At 38.9% G+C, this 22,001-nt stretch carries 16 protein-coding genes; 13 read left to right on the top strand and 3 right to left on the bottom strand.

Going from position 1 to position 22,001, the window contains the following annotated elements; genetic code table 11:
• Positions 1–126: 126 nt before the first annotated feature.
• Both ACK2WI_RS09345 and ACK2WI_RS09340 read left to right on the top strand, forming a co-directional pair.
• The gene (locus ACK2WI_RS09345; RefSeq protein WP_093095014.1) at positions 127–915 is read left to right on the top strand and encodes a sulfite exporter TauE/SafE family protein; all 789 of its coding nucleotides are present in this window, start codon (positions 127–129) and stop codon (positions 913–915) included.
• A gap of 157 nt (positions 916–1,072) precedes the next feature.
• Entirely contained in the window at positions 1,073–1,387 is a 315-nt protein-coding gene (locus ACK2WI_RS09340; protein WP_093095013.1) for a DUF4342 domain-containing protein, read from the top strand.
• Positions 1,388–1,462: 75 nt separating this feature from the next.
• On the opposite strand, the gene ACK2WI_RS09335 is transcribed toward ACK2WI_RS09340, so the two are convergent.
• Positions 1,463–1,939 carry a Dabb family protein gene (locus ACK2WI_RS09335; protein WP_409150505.1) on the bottom strand — a complete coding sequence of 159 codons (477 nt, stop codon included), beginning with the start codon at positions 1,937–1,939 and terminating at the stop codon, positions 1,463–1,465.
• A 585-nt stretch (positions 1,940–2,524) separates the two neighbouring features.
• Between ACK2WI_RS09335 and ACK2WI_RS09330 the strand changes: the two genes are divergently transcribed.
• From ACK2WI_RS09330 to ACK2WI_RS09315, 4 genes are all read left to right on the top strand, one after another.
• A complete protein-coding gene (locus ACK2WI_RS09330) occupies positions 2,525–7,714 on the top strand; it encodes a translocation/assembly module TamB domain-containing protein (protein WP_409150503.1) in 5,190 nt (1,729 codons plus the stop codon).
• Positions 7,704–10,004 (top strand): BamA/TamA family outer membrane protein, encoded by a 2,301-nt coding sequence (locus ACK2WI_RS09325; RefSeq protein ID WP_409150501.1) that lies wholly within the window; start codon positions 7,704–7,706, stop codon positions 10,002–10,004. The genes ACK2WI_RS09330 and ACK2WI_RS09325 overlap by 11 nt, the downstream gene beginning before the upstream one ends.
• 230 nt (positions 10,005–10,234) lie before the next feature.
• Entirely contained in the window at positions 10,235–11,179 is a 945-nt protein-coding gene (locus tag ACK2WI_RS09320) for a malate dehydrogenase (protein ID WP_093095007.1), read from the top strand.
• A gap of 28 nt (positions 11,180–11,207) precedes the next feature.
• Positions 11,208–11,660 (top strand): retropepsin-like aspartic protease, encoded by a 453-nt coding sequence (locus ACK2WI_RS09315; protein ID WP_312697564.1) that lies wholly within the window; start codon positions 11,208–11,210, stop codon positions 11,658–11,660.
• On the opposite strand, the gene ACK2WI_RS09310 is transcribed toward ACK2WI_RS09315, so the two are convergent.
• Positions 11,627–12,856 carry an MFS transporter gene (locus ACK2WI_RS09310; RefSeq protein ID WP_409150498.1) on the bottom strand — a complete coding sequence of 410 codons (1,230 nt, stop codon included), beginning with the start codon at positions 12,854–12,856 and terminating at the stop codon, positions 11,627–11,629. The genes ACK2WI_RS09315 and ACK2WI_RS09310 overlap by 34 nt on opposite strands.
• Before the next feature lie 274 nt (positions 12,857–13,130).
• On the opposite strand from ACK2WI_RS09310, the gene fsa reads away from it, so the two are divergent.
• From fsa to rpsJ, 7 genes are all read left to right on the top strand, one after another.
• On the top strand, positions 13,131–13,790 hold the full coding sequence (fsa, locus tag ACK2WI_RS09305; RefSeq protein WP_093097677.1) for a fructose-6-phosphate aldolase: 660 nt from the start codon (positions 13,131–13,133) through the stop codon (positions 13,788–13,790).
• A gap of 86 nt (positions 13,791–13,876) precedes the next feature.
• Positions 13,877–14,341, top strand: a complete 465-nt coding sequence (locus ACK2WI_RS09300) for a Fur family transcriptional regulator (protein ID WP_093095004.1) — start codon at positions 13,877–13,879, stop codon at positions 14,339–14,341.
• Positions 14,342–14,879: 538 nt separating this feature from the next.
• Complete coding sequence (gene rnr, locus ACK2WI_RS09295; RefSeq protein ID WP_409150496.1) at positions 14,880–17,009, top strand: ribonuclease R; 2,130 nt, start codon at positions 14,880–14,882, stop codon at positions 17,007–17,009.
• A gap of 224 nt (positions 17,010–17,233) precedes the next feature.
• Positions 17,234–17,647 (top strand): 30S ribosomal protein S12, encoded by a 414-nt coding sequence (gene rpsL / locus ACK2WI_RS09290; RefSeq protein ID WP_002993550.1) that lies wholly within the window; start codon positions 17,234–17,236, stop codon positions 17,645–17,647.
• 15 nt (positions 17,648–17,662) lie between these two features.
• Positions 17,663–18,130 (top strand): 30S ribosomal protein S7, encoded by a 468-nt coding sequence (gene rpsG / locus ACK2WI_RS09285; protein WP_093095001.1) that lies wholly within the window; start codon positions 17,663–17,665, stop codon positions 18,128–18,130.
• A gap of 126 nt (positions 18,131–18,256) precedes the next feature.
• Positions 18,257–20,380 carry an elongation factor G gene (gene fusA, locus ACK2WI_RS09280; protein ID WP_093094999.1) on the top strand — a complete coding sequence of 708 codons (2,124 nt, stop codon included), beginning with the start codon at positions 18,257–18,259 and terminating at the stop codon, positions 20,378–20,380.
• 80 nt (positions 20,381–20,460) lie between these two features.
• Positions 20,461–20,766: a 30S ribosomal protein S10 gene (gene rpsJ / locus ACK2WI_RS09275; protein WP_013667229.1), complete on the top strand. Its 306-nt coding sequence runs from the start codon at positions 20,461–20,463 to the stop codon at positions 20,764–20,766.
• 545 nt (positions 20,767–21,311) lie between these two features.
• Here the strand turns inward: rpsJ and ACK2WI_RS09270 are convergent.
• A complete protein-coding gene (locus ACK2WI_RS09270; RefSeq protein ID WP_313367312.1) occupies positions 21,312–21,947 on the bottom strand; it encodes a porin family protein in 636 nt (211 codons plus the stop codon).
• Positions 21,948–22,001 lie beyond the last annotated feature (54 nt).

Below are 22,001 nucleotides of genomic sequence, written 5' to 3'. Positions count from 1 at the left end.
CTTAAAAAAAGTCTTTTAGTAACCAAAGTTACTCAATACCTGTGCAAAACTGCTTCATAGCTATGTAACTAATGTAACTAACTCCAAAAAAACTTTCCCGGAACTTTGTGGAAGAAAAATTTATTTATGGAGTTTTTAGGATATATAGCGTCGATTGGGATAGGTATTTCACTTGGATTGATTGGTGGTGGTGGCAGTATTTTAACCGTCCCTGTTTTAGTTTATTTGTTTCAAATAGACCCATTATTGGCTACCTCCTACTCCTTATTCATTGTAGGCTCCACCTCTGCTGTGGGTGCAGTTCCATATTTCAGGAATAATTTGGTGGACTTCCAAACAGCCCTGTATTTTGGTTTACCCTCCATTATTACGGTTTTCCTGACCCGATTATACATCATCGAGGCAATTCCTAATCACTTATTCCAGATCGGTAGCTTTGAAATAACAAAAAACATGGGGATCATGCTTCTATTCGCTATCCTGATGTTATTTGCAGCATTAAAAATGATAAAAGGGAATCAGGTTGATGAATCCAAGAAAATAAGTCAACGTAGTGTTCTACCATTAGTCTTTCAAGGAGCTGCGGTAGGATTTATCAGCGGATTAGTAGGTGCTGGTGGCGGATTCCTAATTATTCCTGCCTTGATTATCTTTAATCAAATGCCCATGAAGAAAGCAGTGGGTACTTCCCTATTGATCATAGCGGCCAATTCACTTTTTGGATTTATCGGAAAATTAGATTTCCATTTAATCAACTGGACCTTTCTATTGACCCTTTCCGGAATTGCAATTACAGGAATTTTGATCGGCTCAAAATTGAGCCAGAAGATTGATGGAAAAAAATTGAAACCTGCTTTCGGTTGGTTTGTTCTATTGATGGGGATTGTGGTCATCATCCAAGAGATCAGCAAGTAGGTATCGGTTTGGAAAATTCACCGATAATTTATTGGCAGTTACCGAAAATATATATCGATTGACCTAATCTCTTAACAGAGAACGTTGTACAAGTCTTATCTTTGATTAACAAAAATAAGTTAACAACAAATTGTATATCAAATAAAAACGAACAACTATGTCAATTAAAGAAACATTCTCAGTAACAGGGGAGAACTTATTAAAAAGGATCAAGGATTTAATCGCTGAAGGAAACGTAACGAAGATCAGCATCGCCGATAAACATGGAAAAGACATCATGAGCTTTCCAGTAACCTTAGGCGTAATCGGAGTGGTATTAGCTCCAATATTTGCAGCAGTAGGCGCTATTGCGGCTTTATTGACTGAATGCAAAATCACTGTGGAACGCAGCGATAAGCCTGAAGATAAAGACCCTACTGATGCTGCTAAAACAGAAGAAAACACACAAAGTACGGATATTGAAGTACACTAATTTCTTAGATTTTTTACTGAACGAAAGAGGCCGCTGGGAAATCCAACGGCCTCTTTTATATTTTTATCGGAAAGATTACATCAGAATAGCATCTTTCACCTGAACCTTAGTCCAATATTTACTGAATTTATCTACAGCATCAAGGTGAATTTGGTGATGTTCGTAAGTATTGATATCGTCCATGGTATTAAAGGTCACCAACAAATAGTAGGAAAATGAGTTGTCTACGACATCCCGAGGAGTGGTAGGTGCTGGTTTTCCAAATCTCAATGCTTTTGGTCCAGGAACTTTCTTTAGTTCTTCAAAAAAATTCATAAAATCTTTCTCTTCTTCTGCAGTGATCCCCTCTTTTAGCCAAAAGAACACATTGTGGACAATAAGCCCGGATCCAAGTTCCTCTGTTTGAGCAGCGGCCTCAGGAGCAGTTGCTGCCCCAGTAGAATCGGCAGTGCTAGTATTGCTTGCATTAGAAGACTCATTGGCACATGAGCTCAATAACGCTCCTGAACTTGCTCCGACTAGAATTGTTGTGATGAAGTTTTTTCTTTTCATGTTTAAAATTTAGATTGATGTAGGTAGATAAATATAAGAAATCTTTCCTTTTATTCGACTGTGGAGGTGCTTAAAATCAAAATATTGCACAGACATCACAAATGGAAAGAGAAACGCTACAGCAAAATCAAAATTTTACAAAAGTAAACTCCTTCGTTTTATTATAGAAGAGCTGGACAGAAATAATAGGCATTAATTATTCAAATATTTTAAACAATAGTTGAATGTTTTTTCAATATTCATAAATGAAAATACTTAGTGTAAACAAATTGATTATTAATAGAATATACGGCACATTCCTTGCTTTAATTCACCGAAAGACAATAAAGAAATCTAGGGTATTTTCCTTTTCAAACTATATATTTGCAGGAAAATTATGCTGCAATTAAATTGATTTATTATTAAACAAATGCAGCTAATAGGTGTTAGTAAGAGATACAATATTAATTATAAAAGGATATTTTTCAGGCTTTGAATAGATTTGGTCGAATTGTATTAAAAACAGTCTTGTGGATTATAGGGTCCATAATAGCTTTAATTTTACTTCTAATTTTTCTGATCCGTCTTCCCTCAGTTCAAAACTATGTGGTTGGCAAGGTTTCGAATTATTTAGAAAATAAGCTTGGAACACAGGTAGATATTGGCCATATCTATATCAACTTTCCTAAAAAACTGGAGTTGAACGATGTCTTTTTCGCAGATGAATCTAAAGATACCCTAATCGCCGGCGAGTCCCTGATGGTGGATATCAATATGTTTAAATTATTGAAAAATACCGTTGAAATCAATGAGCTGCAGTTAAAGGGTATTACAGCCAAAATCAACCGAACACTTCCGGACAGCAGCTTTAACTTTGATTATATCGTAGCGGCCTTTGCTTCTGAAAAGGAAAGCACACCTACTGCAGACTCTTCCTCGGCACTAACTTTTGACATCGATAAAGTCAATTTTGAAAGGATCAAATTTGTTTATAAAGATGATGTCATTGGTACTTCTGCTGATATTTACTTAAATAAATTTGATACGCGGGTTTCTAAATTTGACCTGACCAATAACATGGCATTTGGTATGCCAAATGTTAAGATTGACGGGCTTAGCGCTGATATCAAGCAATGGGCTGTCATTACCTCCCAGGATTCTGTAAAAGCATCAGACTTTGGTATCACAAGCCAGAGCGTTGAACAAAGTTCTCTACTTCCCAGTATAGATATCAAGACTGTGGATCTGAAGAATATCTTTATCCGATATGATGATAAGGCGATCAATATGCAGAGCAAGTTTGATATTAAGAACCTTGCTGGTAACATTGATCAAATTGATCTGAACAAGGAAATTGTGAAGCTGAAAGAAATCAAGCTTTCACAATCGGATTCAGAGGTTTTATTTGGAAAAACTACTCAAGAACATACTTTTGATGATACTGCTGACACCACGACCTCTTCTGTAAACTGGAAGGTTTCGGTGGATAAACTTGCCATTGAAAAGACCAATTTTTGGTTCAAAGATGATAATCAAGCCAGGACCAAAGGAATCGATTATTTTAATCTTAAACTTACTGATATTGCTGGAGCCTTGGATGAACTGTATTATTCTGCTGACTCCATCTCAGGAGATCTGAAAGGATTTACGGTTAAAGATCATTCTGGCTTTGATCTAAAAATGCTGAAGGGAGACTTTGTCTATACCAATACTGGGGCTACGATTAAGGATCTATTACTTGAAACGCCAAATACGCTCATTCAAGACGAAATCATTATTTCCTACCCTTCGTTAGATGCTGTATCGAACAACCCAGCGACGATGAGCATCAATGCCAATATCAAAAAGAGCCATATCGATATGAAAGACATTAGGCTATTAGCTCCTGACCTTGAAAAAGAGGAAGTTATGAAGCCATTAATGAACAAACGTTTCTATATCGATGGAAAGGTGATGGGTAAATTGAATGACCTTCGAATCCCTCGATTTGAGTTCAAAACCTTAAACAATACCCATGTTATTGCTACTGCTCACATCAAGGGACTTCCTGATGTGGACAAAATGTATCTGGACCTGAACCTGAAAAAAATGGTAACAGGTAGAAATGATTTAAATCAATTGATCGCTCCTTCCCTATTGCCTGATAGTATACAATTGCCACGAAACATAAGCTTGACGGGTACTTTCAAAGGAGGCATGAACGGTTTTGATACCGACATGAAATTGATAACCGAGCAAGGGAATGCAACGGTTAATGGAAAGTTGAGCATGGGTAGAGATACTACCTACAATGCCTTTGTAACGGTTGATAACTTTAATTTGGGTGAGTTCCTGAAACAGGATTCCGTTTTGGGTTATATTTCAGCGCAGGCGCAGGTTAATGGTACTGGATTGAATCCTAAGACCATGCAAGCCGATATTTTAGGAACGCTTAACCGTTTTGATGCGATGGGCTATAGCTATAAGGACATCGAATTTGACCTGACAGCTCGCTCAGGAGATATCGCTGGTAGCATCAATAGTCCGGATCCAAACATCGACCTAAATGCCAATATTCAAGCGGACATGCGCGGTGAGTTCCCGAGATTGTACGCAGAAATGATGATCGACAGCATTAATTTCAAGAACTTGAAATTAATGGATCAGGACGTCAGATATCATGGTAAAATCTTAGCTGATTTTGAAAGCTTGGATTTAGATAATCTAAACGGCTCCTTATTGGTTACCAATTCTTCCATTGCTTATGAAAAAGATCGATATGGTTTGGATACCATTTCATTAACTGCTCAGTCGGACACTGGAAGAAACACATTAATATTAAACTCTGAATTTTTAAGCGCCCATTTAACGGGAAGTTATAAGTTGACTGAATTAGGGTCATCTATTTCGGATATTATTCAGACCTATTATAACCCTTCAGGTGTCCATACGAAATATGAATATTCGCCACAGCAATTTGAGTTTTCTGCTCGATTATATCGGTCAAGGATCGTGCGTGACTTCCTTCCTGATTTACAGGAACTACAGGATGTGACCCTAGATGGTACTTTCAATAGTGAGGACCGGACTTTGATGGCCAAGTTATTGGCTCCAAAGGTTACCTATGCAGGCACTGAGGTTGAAAATGTGGGAGTGGATATCATTACCGCAGATAGCACCTTATATTATAATGCCTTGATCGGCCATATCTTGGTCAATAACATTGAGCTCCGAAATACCGTAATCAGTGGTAGTGTGGTTGAGAACAACGTTGATTTTGGGCTATGGATTAAGGATAAGGAAGATAAAGAACAATACCATCTAGGTGCAACCATGTTAGTGGGCAACAATAGCTATGATCTTTCTTTGAAAGAAGATGGGTTAATGTTGAACTATGAAGATTGGGATATTGAACCGAACAATGTAATCAGTTTTGGACAACGAGGAGTCCGGGCATCTGGCTTCGTTTTATCGAATGAGGGCCAAGAACTACGGATCCAATCCCAGGATTCAACCTATAATGCTCCTATTGACCTTAGCTTCAATAACTTTAGAATTGAAACCATTACGGAAATGCTTCAATCAGAAACATTAAAAGTTGGTGGTGGAATTAATGGTAATGCAACAGTTTCTAGATTTGAATCGACGCCAGTATTTGTTTCAGATCTAACGATTGATAAATTCTTCTTTGGTACAGATACGATCGGTAATGTAGCTTTAAAGGTTAACAACATTAAGGAAAACACCTATTCTGCTGATGTCAGAATAACGGAAAACGGTAATGATGTTCATCTCGTAGGTGATGTTATTTCGCCTCCTGAAGGCGATATGCAGATTGATGCTACCTTGAACTTAAACCCTATGCGCATGCAAACGATCCAAGCTTTCAGTTTGGGTAATCTTAGAGATGCACAAGGGGATTTAGCAGGAACCTTAAAGATTACAGGAACCACATCAGCCCCAAGGATCAATGGTGAATTGACATTCCATGACGCCATTATCAATGCCTCCATGTTGAACTCCAATATGCGTGCTGATAATCAGAAAATCTATTTTAATGATCAGGGAATCAGTTTCCGTCAATTTAATTTGGTGGACTCTAAAAATAATGTGGCTCGGTTGAATGGTACTATCAAAACCACAACCTACACAGATTTTATCTTTAATCTGAACCTGACAACGGATGATTTTGAGGTCATGAATTCCACCCGCCTTGACAATGATCTATTCTTTGGTAAGATGTACGTGACTTCAAACTTGCGTATTACAGGTGATTTAGATAAACCTAGGATTGATGGAAATGTAAAAGCTAATGACCGTACAGATTTTAACTTCATCGTTCCAAATGATGATCCAGGTATTGCACAACGCGAAGGTGTTGTCAAATTTGTTGATAAAAGTGATACGGCGAGGGCCAATGTATTTGCTCAGCTAGACTCTTTGACTACGGTTTCAAGCCAATTGTCAGGCTATGATATTGCATTGAACTTAAGTACAGATCCAGATGCAAAATTCAAGGTCATCTTAGATGAAGGAACCCAGGATGCCTTAAATATCCAAGGTGTTGCCGAGATCAATACCAGCATTGATGCCAATGAAAAGATTACGATGTCTGGTACATTTACCGTGGAAAAAGGTGATTATACCTTCTCCTTCGGTCCTATTTCCAAGGATTTCAGTTTCCAAAAAGGAAGTACCATTACATGGAATGGAGATCCATTGGATGCAAGATTAGATATCACAGCAGTTTACACAGGTAAGTTTGCCACATTGGAATTGGTACAGAACCAAATTGGTTCAGAGAGCCAAAACCTATATAAACAAAGGGTGCCATTTAATGTATTGTTGAAATTGACTGGAGAACTATTCAAACCTCAGATCAATTTCGATATCGATTTGGATGAGCAGAACGCCATTGTTTCCCAAGATGTGGTGAGCAAGGTTAATATTGCCCTTTCAAATATGCGCGAGGATCCAGCCGAATTAAATAAACAGGTATTCTCCTTGATTGCCTTGGGTAGATTTATGTCGGCGAATCCATTTGAAAGTTTGTCGGGTGGTGGTACGGAAGCCATGGTGAGAAGTACCGTAAGTTCCTTCTTGACCGGTCAATTGAACAATTTAGCTTCAGACCTAATCAAAGGGGTTGAGCTAGACTTCAACCTGAATTCGGAAGAGGATTACCTGACTGGAAATGCTGAAACTAGAACAGACTTAAACGTAGGTATCTCCAAAATGCTGTTTGATGATCGCTTAAAGATCACGATTGGTTCCAACTTTGAGGTGGAAGGAAATACCCGTCCAGGCGAAAAAGCTTCTAATATTGCAGGTGATATTTCCTTGGATTATCAATTATCGAAAGATGGACGTTATTTTGCGAGAGTTTACCGCAAAAACCAATATCAAGCGACCCTACAGGGACAATTTGTTGAAACGGGTATCGGTTTTATCATCAATATGAGTTACAATAGATTCAGGGAATTGTTCATGAACTCCAAAGCATTACAGGAATATTATAATACCGATAGCCGCGGCTTCAGAAGAAGATTTGATGTGGAAAGAATGGAAACCGATTCGGTATACCGTGATTCCGTAAGAATGGTAATCCGCGATAGTTTGATGATCCATAGCCCTGAATTCAGAAAACGGATGGAAGAAAGAGAAAAAGAGAGGAAACAAGAAGAGCTGAAAACACAGCCAGATAGCACTGGACTGCCAGTAGACAGCACAAATAGAGATACTTCAACAAATACCATTGAGCCAAATAAGTCTGCCATTAAAAATGAAGAAGAGGAAGGGGGTAATAATGAAAATTAAGCAACTGTTTACTTACTCCTTTGGAATATTGCTTATCGCAAGCTGTAATCCTACAAAATACATTGCTGAAGGGGACAAATTCTATAAAGAAGGAGATGTGGTCATCCATAACGACACCATTCCAAAGGAGCGAAAAGAAGGTTTTGAGACCTTTTTGGAGGGTTCTCTATTGCCTAAACCAAACAGTAAACTTTTAGGAGTTTATTTTAAAGTGGGTTTATGGAATATGGGTGGCGGTCCGGATACTAGCAACAACTTCATAAGGCGTTGGTTAAAGAAACAAGGTGAAGCCCCTGTCCTATTGAGTGATGTAAACAGGGAATACAATGAGAACCTACTTAGAAATAAGATGGAAAATCTTGGATTCTTTACGGCTCGCGTCACTTCTGATACGCTGATCGATGGTAAGATGGCAACCATTCAATATGATGCCTTTCCAGGGCCCATCTATCGAATCAATGAAGTCAAATTTGATGTCGACAGCAATAGTCGCTTAGGGAGATCTATTATCAATACCAAGGCTCAGACTTTATTAAAACCTGGTAATAACTACAACCTCGATGTCATCTTGAATGAACGGGATCGGATTGACGATAAGTTAAAGGATCAAGGCTATTATTATTTCAGTCCTGACAACCTATTGGTAGAAGTAGACAGTACAATTGGAGACAATAAAGTCAACATGTACATGACTGTCAAACCGGAAACCCCTAGACAGGCGAAAGAACCTCAACATATCGGGAATGTCTATGTTTTTGCGGACTATAAGGAAACTTCTGGGTCCAATAGAAGAAGAGTTCCGAGAAGTGTTGAGAAATACGACGACAAGTTCTATATCATTGATCCACAGAACAAATACCGTAAGAAAGTATTGGCTAACCACCTGTTCTTGGAACCAGAGCAGATGTACAACCGATGGAATCACAATATGACCATCAACCACTTGGTAAACTTGAATACTTTCAAATTTGTCAAGAACGAATTTGTGGATAGTCCAGATTCTACCGATCATTTGGATGTCTATTATTACTTGACGCCAATGGAGAAAAAATCCATCCGTTTGGAGCTTGTGGGTAAGACTGCTGCCGTTTATAATGGAACGGAAGTTACGGCCAACTGGACCTTAAAGAATGCATTCAAAGGGTTTGAGAACCTAACAGTTTCTGTTTTCGGAGGTTATGAAACCCAAACCGGAGGAAATGTAAACTTAAACTCGTCATATATCCGTTATGGTGCTGAAGTAGGAATTACTTGGCCTCGTTTGCTATCTCCTTATAAATGGACTCCCGGTAAACAGTATATCCCGAAGACATTCTTAAAAGCGGGTTATGAATTCTTGAACCGTAGGACTGCCTATACCTTGAATTCAATGACCTTAAACTATGGTTATGCATGGAAAGAAAACCAGCAGAAAGACCATAATTTAACGCTTGCAGAGATTATCTATGTGCAACCTAGAGGTATTTCTGATGAATATAGGGCGCAAATGGACACTGTCCCTACCCTACGTCATATTGTAGACCCACAGTTTTCTTTTGGTCCAAATTACGTGTACACATTCACGAATACCATGGAAAACAAGAAGCATACCTTCTATGCCAAGGCAGGATTAAATACGTCTGGTAACATCTTGGGATTGATCCAAGGCGCTAATTACAATGAAGGAAAAATCAAAGAGGTTTTCGGTACCCCGTATTCGCAATTTATTAAAGCAGAGGCAGATTTAAGACATTATTTAAAGATTACGCCTACTTCAACCCTTGCATCCAGGATTATGATCGGAACGAGTTATTCTTATGGAAACTCGCGTTCATTACCCTATTTGAAGCAGTATTTTACCGGTGGCCCTAATGGATTAAGGGCTTTCAGGGCACGTGCGGTAGGTCCAGGTTCTTCCCTTCCTGAAAACTTGGGTGAGGAAAATTTCTTTGCTGACCAAACCGGTGACTATAAACTGGAACTGAATACAGAATATAGAGCTAAACTAGCAGGGATGCTGCATTGGGCAGCTTTTATCGATGCAGGTAATGTTTGGTTGCAAAACAAAGATGAAAATAAACCTGGTGGTCAGTTCAGTAAGGCTTTCTTAAGTGAATTGGCTGTTGGTGGAGGTCTAGGTCTAAGGTTAGATTTGGATTTCTTAATCATCCGTACGGACTTCGCTATACCATTCAGGGTTCCATATCGTCCTAAAGATGACCGTTGGGTATTCAAATATATCGATATCCGCGATCGGGACTGGAGAAGAGATAATTTGGTGTTTAACCTAGCAATAGGTTATCCATTCTAAGAAAAGGAGCTGTTTGATCAAACAGCTCCTTTATTTTTCTCGTTTTAGCCTAACTATTCTCCTCTTCAAAACCCATAAAATTAAAGGTTGGTTTTATGGATGAGACTCCGGATTTCTCTTTCGAAATTTCGTTCTGTAATTATTGATTTACATTAAATTGACGCTATTTACCCTGCGATTGACGATTATTTTTGTTAGATTTAGTGGAAATAAACATAACCCTTAACTATATGAAAATAACCGTAGTTGGAGCAGGGGCAGTTGGAGCAACGACCGCTGATAATCTGGTAAGAAAAAATGTAGCAGAAGAAATCATCTTGTTAGACATTAAAGAAGGTTTTGCGGAGGGGAAAGCCCAAGATATGATGCAAACCTCAGCCCTTTTAGGATTTGATGCAAAAATAAAAGGAGTTACCAATGATTATTTAGCAACGGCAGGCTCAACAGTGGCGGTGATTACCTCAGGTATTCCTAGGAAACCAGGGATGACGAGAGAAGAATTAATCGGTACGAATGCCAATATCGTAAAGACCGTAGTTGAAAACCTCATCAAACATTCACCAGAGATCATCATATTAATTGTTTCCAACCCAATGGACACAATGACCTATTTAGCATTAAAATCAAGCGGACTTCCTAAAAATAGAATCATTGGAATGGGTGGAGCATTGGATTCAGCACGATTCAAATATCAAATAAGTGATAAATTAAATGCTTCTGCAAATGATTTAAATGCTATCGTTATTGGTGGACATGGCGATACGACCATGATTCCATTGATCAAACATGCAACCTGGAACAGCGTGCCAGTGGCAGACTTCCTTACAGAGGAAGAAGAACAAGAAATCGTTAAGAAAACCATGGTTGGTGGTGCTACATTGACCGCTTTAATCGGCACTTCTGCATGGTATGCACCGGGCGCAGCCGCAGCAGCAATGGTGGAAAGTATTGTGCACAACCAGAACAAATTGTTCACGGCTTCAGTTTACCTTGAAGGCGAATATGGTCAAGAAGACATCAATATCGGGGTGCCTGTCATCATCAATAATAAAGGTTGGGACAGAATCGTACCAATGAATCTATCTGCTGAGGAAGAGGAATTGTTCAAAGCAAGTGCTGATGCAGTTCGCAAAATGAATGATGTTCTTTACGCCGAAGGGGTACTAAAAAAATAGCTCAATATAATTCAGAATAATTATTTAAATGCAAAATATTCCATTTGAAGTCATCGGCCTGCAAGCCGATGGCTTTCATATTATTACAGAGATCGAGATTTTTGACAAGAAATTTAAAATGGTTATCGACACGGGCGCTTCAAAAACCGTGTTGGACAAGGAAACCCTTCTGAATTCAGGCATTAATGAAGAAGATTTCTTGAATACCGACATCCTTTCTACTGGTCTAGGCACCAACAATATGCAAAGTTTTATGATTACCATTCCCCAGATAAAAATGGCAGATTGGAGTACCAAAAACTTTACCGCAGCGGTATTGGACCTCAGCTCTATTAATTATGCGTATGGTCAGATTGGTTTAGACCCAGTTATCGGGGTTTTAGGAGGTGATATCTTGAAGTTATATGGTGCAAAAATTGATTACAAAAAGAATATTTTGACCTTAAATCAACGTAAATTGAATTTAAACAACCTGCGCTGAATATGAAGCCTTAGGTAAATATAGAAGCCTATAGCCAGTAAAATTCCGCAGCCACCCATAATATAAAGGGTGTTCTTAATCCCTACTATTTCTGCAATTGCACCTGTCAAAAGACTCCCAATAGGGAATATTCCCTGGAATGCCATCACATAATAGGACATTGCCCTGGCTCTATAAGCTGGCATTGCATGGGTTTGAATGTAAGTATTGATGGACGAATTCTGCATCATCATGGAGAATGAAACCGCCCCAGTAAAAAATAATGCTGAAGGTAAATAATGGGCAAATGCCAGTAACACCAATGAAATCCCCATAAAAAAGGCTGCAAACATGATCCTATACCGTAGATTTTCACCAGTCTTTAACCTCGCCATATTGATCGCTCCGATCATGGCACCCAGTCCGGCAGCACTCTCAAACCAGGAAAAAGTACGTTCATTTCCTTGGAATAACTCCCTGGCAACAGCTGGCAAAAGGGAGGTATAAGGAATAACCAATAGGCTTGAAATGCTCAGAATAACAATTAAAGAGGCGATATGTGGGGATCTTTTGAGATAATTGAAGCCATGTACAAGCCCCTGGAAAGAGGTTTCATTAGGAATCACGATCACATGTTCCGTCACTTTCATCAATAAAAGACAGATAATTACTGGGATAAAACTTAAAAAATTCAGTGTAAAACAGGCCAATTCTCCATAAGTTGACAGTAAAATCCCCCCTATTGCAGGCCCTACCATCCTAGCAGCATTGAAAATTGAACTATTTAAGGCTATGGCATTGGGTAAATCCTTACGATTATCCACTAAATTGACCAGCAAAGCCTGTCTCCCCAATACATCAAAAGCATTTACCACGCCTTGAAGAAAGCCCAAAATGGACAAATACAAGACGGATTCCATCTTTAAATAAACCAAAAGAGCCAACAAGCCAGCTTGGACCATCAACCCAATTTGGGTGATCAAAACGAGCTTATATTTTTTATGTCGATCGACAAAAGCGCCGATAAATGGGGATAAAACAAGTGAAGGAAGTAAGGATATAAAGGAAACAAAACCTAGCCAAAAGACCGAGTTTGTCAATTGATAGACCAACCAGCTGATGGCTATCCGTTGCATCCAAGTACCTAAGAGGGAGATTGATTGCCCTATAACATGTAATCGATAGTTGGGGTACTTGAGAGATCTAAATATTTGCATGAAATGCGGGTTGTTGTTACAGCTTTTTAAAGATAAAGGATTGAAATCCAAAAAGGAAAAAAGCTTTTGCACATGAATAAATTATTACAATTGCTTTCCATTATAACAGGAGAACGCTGGAATTTGTTCCGTTTAGGAGTAAAAATGCATTTAAACGTAATAAATATATTGGATATGAAGGCAATAACTTCAATTCTTGAAACAATATAATTACCTTTGCCTATCCAATTGGATATTCGAAAATTCTACAAAACAAATTAATTCAAATACTATCATGAAATTTTTTATTGATACCGCAAACCTGGAACAAATCAAAGAAGCTCAAGATCTTGGCGTTTTAGACGGAGTAACCACCAACCCTAGCTTAATGGCTAAAGAAGGTATTTCTGGTGAAGAAAATGTAATCAATCACTATAAAGCTATTTGCGATATCGTTGAGGGAGACGTAAGTGCTGAGGTAATTTCAACAGATTATGAAGGAATGATCAAAGAAGGTGAGGCTTTAGCAGCACTAGACAGCAAGATCGTCGTTAAAGTTCCTATGATCAAAGACGGTATTAAAGCAATTAAATATTTCAGTAAAAAAGGCATCAAAACCAACTGTACGCTAGTTTTCTCTGCTGGTCAAGCTTTATTGGCGGCTAAAGCAGGTGCTACTTACGTATCTCCATTCATCGGTCGTTTGGACGATATTTCAGTAGATGGCTTGAGTTTGATCGAAGAAATCCGTGAAATCTACGATAATTACGGCTTTGAAACACAGATTTTAGCAGCATCTGTACGTCATAGTGCACATATTTTAGGATGTGCGAAGATCGGTGCAGACGTTATGACGGGTCCTTTATCAGCTATGTTAGCTTTATTGAAGCACCCATTAACAGATAGCGGACTAGCTCAATTCTTAGCTGACCACGCTAAAGCAGCAGGTAAATAATCGGTATTTTCCTGAGAAAATATAGAGCCCCCAATGAGAAATTGGGGGCTTTTTTTATACCCAATATAATTGCGTAAATTTAAACCATGAAAACGGATATGAGCACGGAATTGGATCCGGAAAAATTAGAAGAATTCAGCCAGGTTTTAAAGGCAAATCAACTCAAAGTAACCCAACCCAGACTACGGGTTTTGGACATTATTTCCACTAAACTTTCAGCTATTTCACAACCCGAATTAGAGAAGATCTTAGGGTCTGAAATCGACCGGGTTACCCTCTATAGGATCTTGGCAAGTTTTGAAGAAAAGGGAATTCTCCATAAGGTTTTTGACCTGAATGGAACGGCTACTTATGCCTTCTGTTCGACGAAATGTACAGCCGACCATCACCATGATCAGCACGTACATTTCATTTGTTCAGTCTGCAATTCTGTCTACTGTTTGGATGAAATCGCATTGCCAAAAATCAACCTCCCTACCGATTTTTCATTGCACTCGATTGCCATCAACGCCGTAGGAATCTGCGACATTTGCAACGAGAAATCCTCGTAATTATTCATAAAATTTTTATAAATTGCTCTTGAAATTTCAAATCCAGAAGAAATTTCAAGAGTATTTTTTTTGCCCTAAAACCTTAAGCTAAATCAATTTTTTACATCTTGCTAATTTTTAGTTATAATATTTATACTACTCTATTTTATAGATACTTATATATATTAATATACTCAATAAATTAAATAAACAAACTTTAGCAAAAGCATATCAAAAAGACCCCAAAACTCATTTACATCTATAAAACAGGCATTTATGAAAAATAATGATAAATATTGTTTTAGCAAATATATTTTAATATGTTATTATTCAGCATTTTATTGTAGCTAAAATATATATTTAATTAACTTATAAATGAGATAAAATAATTTAAACCCATTTTCCAGCGAATGAACCAATAACCGACAGTTTTCAGTATATTAGATTCGGGTTTCAGAGGAGCGCAAAATATTCCGACTGCTTAGCCTTTAGGTTACTCCCTCTCCCCTCTCCTTCCTTCGCAAAATTCTGATGGAAGGAACAGACAAAACGACAGACTATGAAATCAAAAAAAGAGAATCCTTACAAAGAAGTTTTAACCCAACTGATCGTAGACATTTTTGAAAAATCCGGAAACACTCCCCTTAACTATAAGCAAGTAGCCGCCAAACTTAACATCACCGATAGCGACTCAAAAGTCACCATCTCCGACATCCTTTCTGACGGTTCAAGACTTGGTCTTTTCCACCAACCGGAAAGAGGAAAATTCCAACTTAAGCAACTCCATGTTTATGTCACTGGAAAAGTTGATATGACGGCCGACGGATCCGCCTATATCGTACCTGATGACGACAGCGAAAGCGACATCTATGTTGCCCCTAGAAAACTGAGACAAGCGCTGCATAATGACATCGTGAAAGTCCATGTTTACGAAAGGAAGAAAGGAAGGAAAAGAGAAGGTGAAGTGGTGGAAATCTTACAGCGAGCAAAGACCGATTTCACAGGGACTATAGACATTTCAAAATCTTATGCATTCTTCCAACCGGACGACCGGAAAATGCTGCATGATATTTTCATTCCACTGGACAACCTCAACGGCGCGAAAAACGGCGAGAAAGTTTTAGTGTCCATTCTGGAATGGCCAAAGAATGCCAAGAACCCTATTGGGATAGTAAAAAGCGTTCTTGGTAAAAAAGGAGAGAACAACACTGAGATGAACGCTATCCTGGCTGACTTTGGTTTCCCACTGGAGTTCCCTAAGGCAGTCGAGGACGCAGCCAATTCTATTTCTGACAGCATCTCTGCTGAAGAGATCGCTAAGCGCCATGACTTCAGATCTACTACCACCTTTACGATCGACCCGGCAGATGCAAAAGATTTTGACGACGCCATCTCCTTCAAAAAACTGGAGAACGGAAATTATGAGGTCGGTATCCATATTGCTGATGTTTCCCATTATGTAACCCCTGACTCCACTTTGGATAAAGAAGCTTTCGAACGCGGCACTTCGGTGTACTTGGTTGACCGCGTCATCCCGATGCTTCCAGAAAGACTTTCAAACAACCTTTGTTCCTTGCGTCCAAATGAGGACAAACTATGTTTCTCAGCCGTGTTTGAATTGGACGAGAAAGCAAACGTAATGGACCAATGGTTCGGAAGAACGGTTATCCATTCCGATAGAAGATTCAGTTATGAGGAAGCCCAAGAGATCATCGAAGGAAAAGAAGATGAGCTATCCGAAGCAATCTTAAAATTGAACGAGCTGGCCTTTATCCTTCGCGACCGCAAGTTTAAAGCTGGAGCGATCAGTTTTGAATCGGAGGAGGTGAAATTCAATCTGGATGAAAACGGAAAACCATTAGGGGTATACACCAAAGTGAGAAAAGAGGCCCATAAGTTGATTGAGGACTTTATGCTATTGGCAAACCGTAAGGTTGCAGAATTCATCGGAAGAATGGGCAAAGGAAAAAACAAGCTTCCTTTCGTCTACAGATTCCACGATGTACCTAATCCGGAGACCTTGACCAGCTTTTCTTTGTTCGCCTCAAGGTTCGGGCACCGATTGAGCATTAAGACCGACAAAGAGACCGCAAAGTCCTTAAACGCCTTGATGACAAAAATTGAAGGCTCAAAAGAACAGAACTTACTGACCTCGCTTGCGATCCGTTCCATGGCAAAGGCAATTTACACGACGAAGAAAACTTCTCACTACGGACTGGCCTTCGATTACTACACCCACTTTACCTCCCCTATCCGCCGATATCCGGACGTGATGGTACACCGCCTGCTCCAATTCTACTTAGATGGTGGTAAAAACGTGAATGCCGAGCATTATGAAAAAATGTCGGAACACTCTTCACAGATGGAAAAGAAAGCTGCAGAAGCAGAAAGAGCTTCCATCAAGTACAAACAAGCGGAATTCTTGCAGGATCAGATCGGCGTGGAATATACCGGAATCGTTTCTGGGGTGACCGAATGGGGAATGTACGTAGAGATCGAAGAGAACAAATGTGAGGGAATGGTCCGTTTGAGAGACATTACGGATGATTTCTACACATTGGATGAAAAGAATTTTGCCATTATTGGGCAAAGAAAGAAAAAAGTCTACCAATTGGGAGATGAGGTTCAGATCAAGGTCAAGAAAGTGGATCTGGAAAAAAGACAGATTGACTTCACTTTGTTGAGCTAGAACCCTACCCCTCCATCAGGAATAAAAACATCGGCCCTTTAGTTTTCTAGAGGGCTTTTTCATGAGGATTAGACCTGATTAAGAAGATTTAACAATTTATTTTTGGCAAATCAACATTTATTTCAAAAAACTTAGCACACAACTCTTTACAGTTTAGATTATTCTTTATATCTTTGCGGACTTAAAAACATTTTTTAACAAAAACAAAAAAGAAAAACAGGTAAATGCCTACTATTCAACAACTAGTTAGAAAAGGTAGAGTAGCTCTGGTAGACAAGAGTAAGTCACCAGCGTTGGACTCATGTCCACAGCGAAGAGGTGTGTGTACACGTGTATACACTACTACCCCTAAAAAACCAAACTCAGCAATGCGTAAAGTAGCTCGTGTCCGTTTAACAAACGGTAAAGAGGTGAATGCTTACATCCCAGGAGAAGGCCACAACTTACAAGAGCACTCGATCGTATTAATTCGTGGCGGTCGTGTTAAAGACTTACCAGGAGTTCGTTACCACATCATTCGTGGTGCATTAGATACTTCAGGTGTTGCCGGTCGTAACCAACGTCGTTCTAAATACGGAACAAAACGTCCTAAACCAGGACAAGCAGCTGCTGCACCAGCAAAAGGTAAGAAAAAATAAACGGAGGAAAAGAAAATGAGAAAAGCAAAACCAAAAAAGAGAATCATTTTACCTGATCCGAAGTTTAACGATGTTCAGGTAACTCGTTTCGTAAACAACATGATGGTAGACGGTAAGAAATCTATCGCCTATTCAATTTTTTACGATGCAGTTGAATTAGTAGAGCAAAAAACTCAAGAGAATGGTCTTGAGACTTGGAAAAAAGCTCTTAACAATGTAATGCCAGCCGTAGAGGTTAAATCTCGTCGTGTTGGTGGTGCTAACTTCCAAGTACCTATGGAAGTTCGTCCTGAGCGCAAGATCGCTTTAGGTATGAAATGGTTAATTTCTTATGCGCGCAAACGTGGTGAAAAAACTATGTTTGAAAAATTAGCAGGAGAAATCATTTCAGCTTCTAAAGGTGAAGGTGCCGCTGTTAAGAAGAAAGAAGATACGCACAAGATGGCGGAAGCTAACAAAGCGTTCTCACACTTCAGATTCTAATTTTGAACAAAAAGAATCAAATATGTTTACACCGACTTTAGATAATGGATTTTTCAATTATCAAAGTCGGTGTATTTATTTCAAAGGAAATAACAATCAGCCAATAGGCAAACTGCAATAAAAAACATGGCAAAAGATTTAAAATTAGTAAGAAATATTGGTATCGCTGCACACATCGATGCTGGTAAAACTACAACTACAGAGCGTATTTTATTCTACTCGGGTGTTAACCACAAGTTAGGAGAAACTCACGAAGGTTCTGCTACAACTGACTGGATGGCACAAGAGCAAGAGCGTGGTATCACAATTACCTCTGCTGCTGTAACAGTATTCTGGAACTACCGTAACAAAAAATACCAAGTAAACGTAATTGATACACCGGGTCACGTTGACTTTACTGTAGAAGTAAACCGTTCTCTACGTGTATTAGACGGATTAGTATTCTTATTCTCTGCTGTTGATGGTGTTGAGCCTCAATCAGAGACTAACTGGCGTTTAGCTGACGGATACAAAGTTCCTCGTATTGGTTTCGTCAATAAAATGGACCGTTCTGGTGCTGACTTCTTAAAAGTAGTTAAGCAAGTTAAAGATATGTTAGGTTCTGAAGCTGTAGCGCTTCAATTGCCTATCGGTGCTGAAGACAACTTCACTGGTGTGGTTGACTTGATCAACAACCGTGGTATCGTTTGGAATGAAGCAGATAAAGGAATGACCTTTACTGAAGTTCCTATCCCTGACGATATGCTTGAAGAGGTTGCTGAATACCGTGAAAAATTATTAGAAGCTGTTGCTGGATACGATGAGTCATTGATGGAGAAATTCTTCGATGATCCAGATTCATTAACAGAACGCGAAATCTTAGACGCTTTACGTAAAGCAGTATTGGATAACGCTATCGTTCCTATGGTTTGTGGTTCATCTTTCAAAAACAAAGGTGTTCAAACTATGCTTGACTTCGTTATGGAGTTATTGCCTTCACCATTGGATCAAGAAGCTGTTAAAGGTACTGACCCTCGTACAGGTGAAGAGATCTCTCGTAAGCCTTCTGAAGCTGAACCATTCGCTGCATTAGGTTTCAAAATCGCTACTGACCCATTCGTAGGTCGTTTGTGTTTCACTCGTGTATATTCAGGATTCTTAGATGCTGGTTCTTATGTATTGAACACTCGTTCAGGAAACAAAGAGCGTATCTCTCGTATCTTCCAAATGCACGCAAACAAACAAAACCCGATCGAAAGAATCGGTGCTGGTGATATCGGTGCTGTTGTTGGTTTCAAAGACATCAAAACTGGTGACACTCTTTGTGATGAGAAAAACCCAATCGTTCTTGAGTCAATGGTATTCCCTGAGCCAGTTATTGGTTTAGCGATCGAGCCTAAAACTCAAGCTGACGTTGATAAATTAGGTATCGGACTTAACAAATTAGCTGAGGAGGATCCAACCTTCGTAGTTAAGACGGATGAAGATACTGGTCAAACAGTTATTTCAGGTATGGGTGAGCTTCACTTAGATATCTTGATCGACCGTTTGAAACGTGAGTTCAAAGTAGAGGTTAACCAAGGTGCTCCTCAAGTAGCTTACAAAGAGTCTATCAACGGAACTACTGAACACCGTGAAGTTTACAAAAAACAATCAGGTGGTCGTGGTAAGTTCGCGGATATCAAAGTGGTTATCTCTCCTGCTGATGAGGATTGGGATGTAGTTAAAAACCCTCTTCAATTCGTTAATGAGATCGTTGGTGGTTCTATTCCTAAAGAATATATCCCTTCAGTTCAAAAAGGATTTGAAGTTTCTATGAAGAATGGTGTTTTAGCTGGTTACCAATTGTCAGGTATGAAAGTTCGTTTGATTGATGGTTCATTCCACGCAGTCGATTCAGACTCTCTATCTTTCGAATTAGCAGCTAAGATGGCTTACCGTCAAGCTCTTCCTAAATGTTCTCCAGTATTGATGGAGCCTATCATGAAAGTGGAAGTATTGACTCCAGAAGAAAACATGGGTGATGTAATGGGTGACTTGAACCGTCGTCGTGGCCAAATGCAAGGTTTGGATTCACGTAATGGTGCACAAGTAATCAAAGCATTAGTACCTCTTTCTGAAATGTTCGGATATGTAACGCAGTTACGTACTATCACTTCAGGACGTGCTACTTCTACAATGGAATTCGATCACTATTCTGATGCACCTCGTAACGTTCAAGATGACGTAATCGCGAAGTCTAAAGGAAAAGTTAAAGGTATCGAAGACTAATATTCATACGAATAAAAAACAAACCGATCCCTGGTTGTATATAGCTCTAACCAGGGGTCATCTTAAAACAAATTTATATAATGAGCCAAAGAATCAGAATCAAATTGAAATCTTACGATTACAACTTGGTTGACAAGTCAGCTGAGAAAATCGTAAAAACAGTAAAACCTACAGGTGCAGTTGTTAGTGGTCCTATTCCATTGCCTACTGAGAAAAAAATCTATACCGTTTTACGTTCTCCACACGTTAACAAAAAAGCACGTGAGCAATTCCAATTGTGTTCTTACAAGAGATTGTTAGACATCTACTCATCTAACTCTAAAACAGTTGATGCGTTAATGAAATTAGAATTACCTTCAGGTGTTGAAGTTGAAATCAAAGTGTGATAGATTTCTTTTGAAAAAAAACAAGAAAGCCCATTGAAAAATGGGCTTTTGTTTTTTTTCAAGATATGAGATGTGAGATTTGAGATATGAGAAATTTGAAAGACTTTCTGGATTCCAATGAAACTCAAACATAGATTAGATCCCAACAAAAGCTTTTTAAGAGTGGGAAGTCAGTCACCCTTAATAACTCAAGTCTCAAAACTAAATATTTCTTTTAAGCATATTTGGTTGTCAGACACGCTTAATATCTCAAATCTCATATCTCAATACTCAATACTCAATACTCCCTCAAGCAATGCTTTATCACCCTCAATATCTCAAATCTCATATCTCAATACTCAATACTCCTCCAAGCAATGCTTTATCACCCTCAATATCTCAAATCTCATATCTCAATACTCAATACTCAATACTCCTCCAAGCAATACTTTATCACCCTCAATATCTCAAATCTCATATCTCACATCTCAATACTATCCCAAGCAATGCTTTGTGACACCCTCAATATCTCAAATCTCATATCTCACATCTCAATACTACAAAAGCTAAAACTGAAACCCTACACCAAAGTTTATCGTTCTACTTGAGAAATCTTTTGAGTGACTGGATGCGTTTAGGTTGGTTAAGCCTAAGCCATAACCAGCTTGGATCAATAGACCATTGGAAAGCTTATACCCTGCTGCAAAATTGATCCCAGCGTCCCATCGATTCATCATTTTATTATTTCCACTGAACTCAACATCCCGTGAATTGGTTGCATTAGAATTAAGCTTGGAATTTTTCAATTTACCGCTGAGGTTATAACCTAAATAAGGCCCCGCAGAAAGGAAAACATCGCCAGTCCCTACAGGCACATAATAAACCGCATTTACTGGGATTTCGATGGACATCACATTTAAAGAAGAGGCATAGGGCTCACTATTTGTTTGATCCCAATTTGGAATGGCGTCCACAAATTTGGTCCCTTTGCTTTGTAGGGAAATCCCGGGTTGGATCGAAAATCTTCCAGCTAATGGGATATCTGCGAAACCAGTCACAAAATAGGAAGGATTAAATTTTTGGGAATCATAGTTCGTGATTTTCCCAAGGTTCAATCCAGCCTTAAGGCCATAGGAAGTTTGGGCATTGGCTGCAAAGATGGACAATCCAGCGATGCCAAGTAAGGATAAAAATGTTTTCATACTTAATATTTTTAGTTTATGAACCAAAATTAATCAGCATCGAGAAGGTTATTT

It is taken from the genome of Sphingobacterium sp. BS-2 (genome assembly GCF_046161205.1).
Lineage (GTDB): Bacteria > Bacteroidota > Bacteroidia > Sphingobacteriales > Sphingobacteriaceae > Sphingobacterium > Sphingobacterium mizutaii.
The sequence above is the reverse complement of the archived record's forward strand: the minus strand, read 5'-3'. Positions and strand labels throughout refer to the sequence as shown.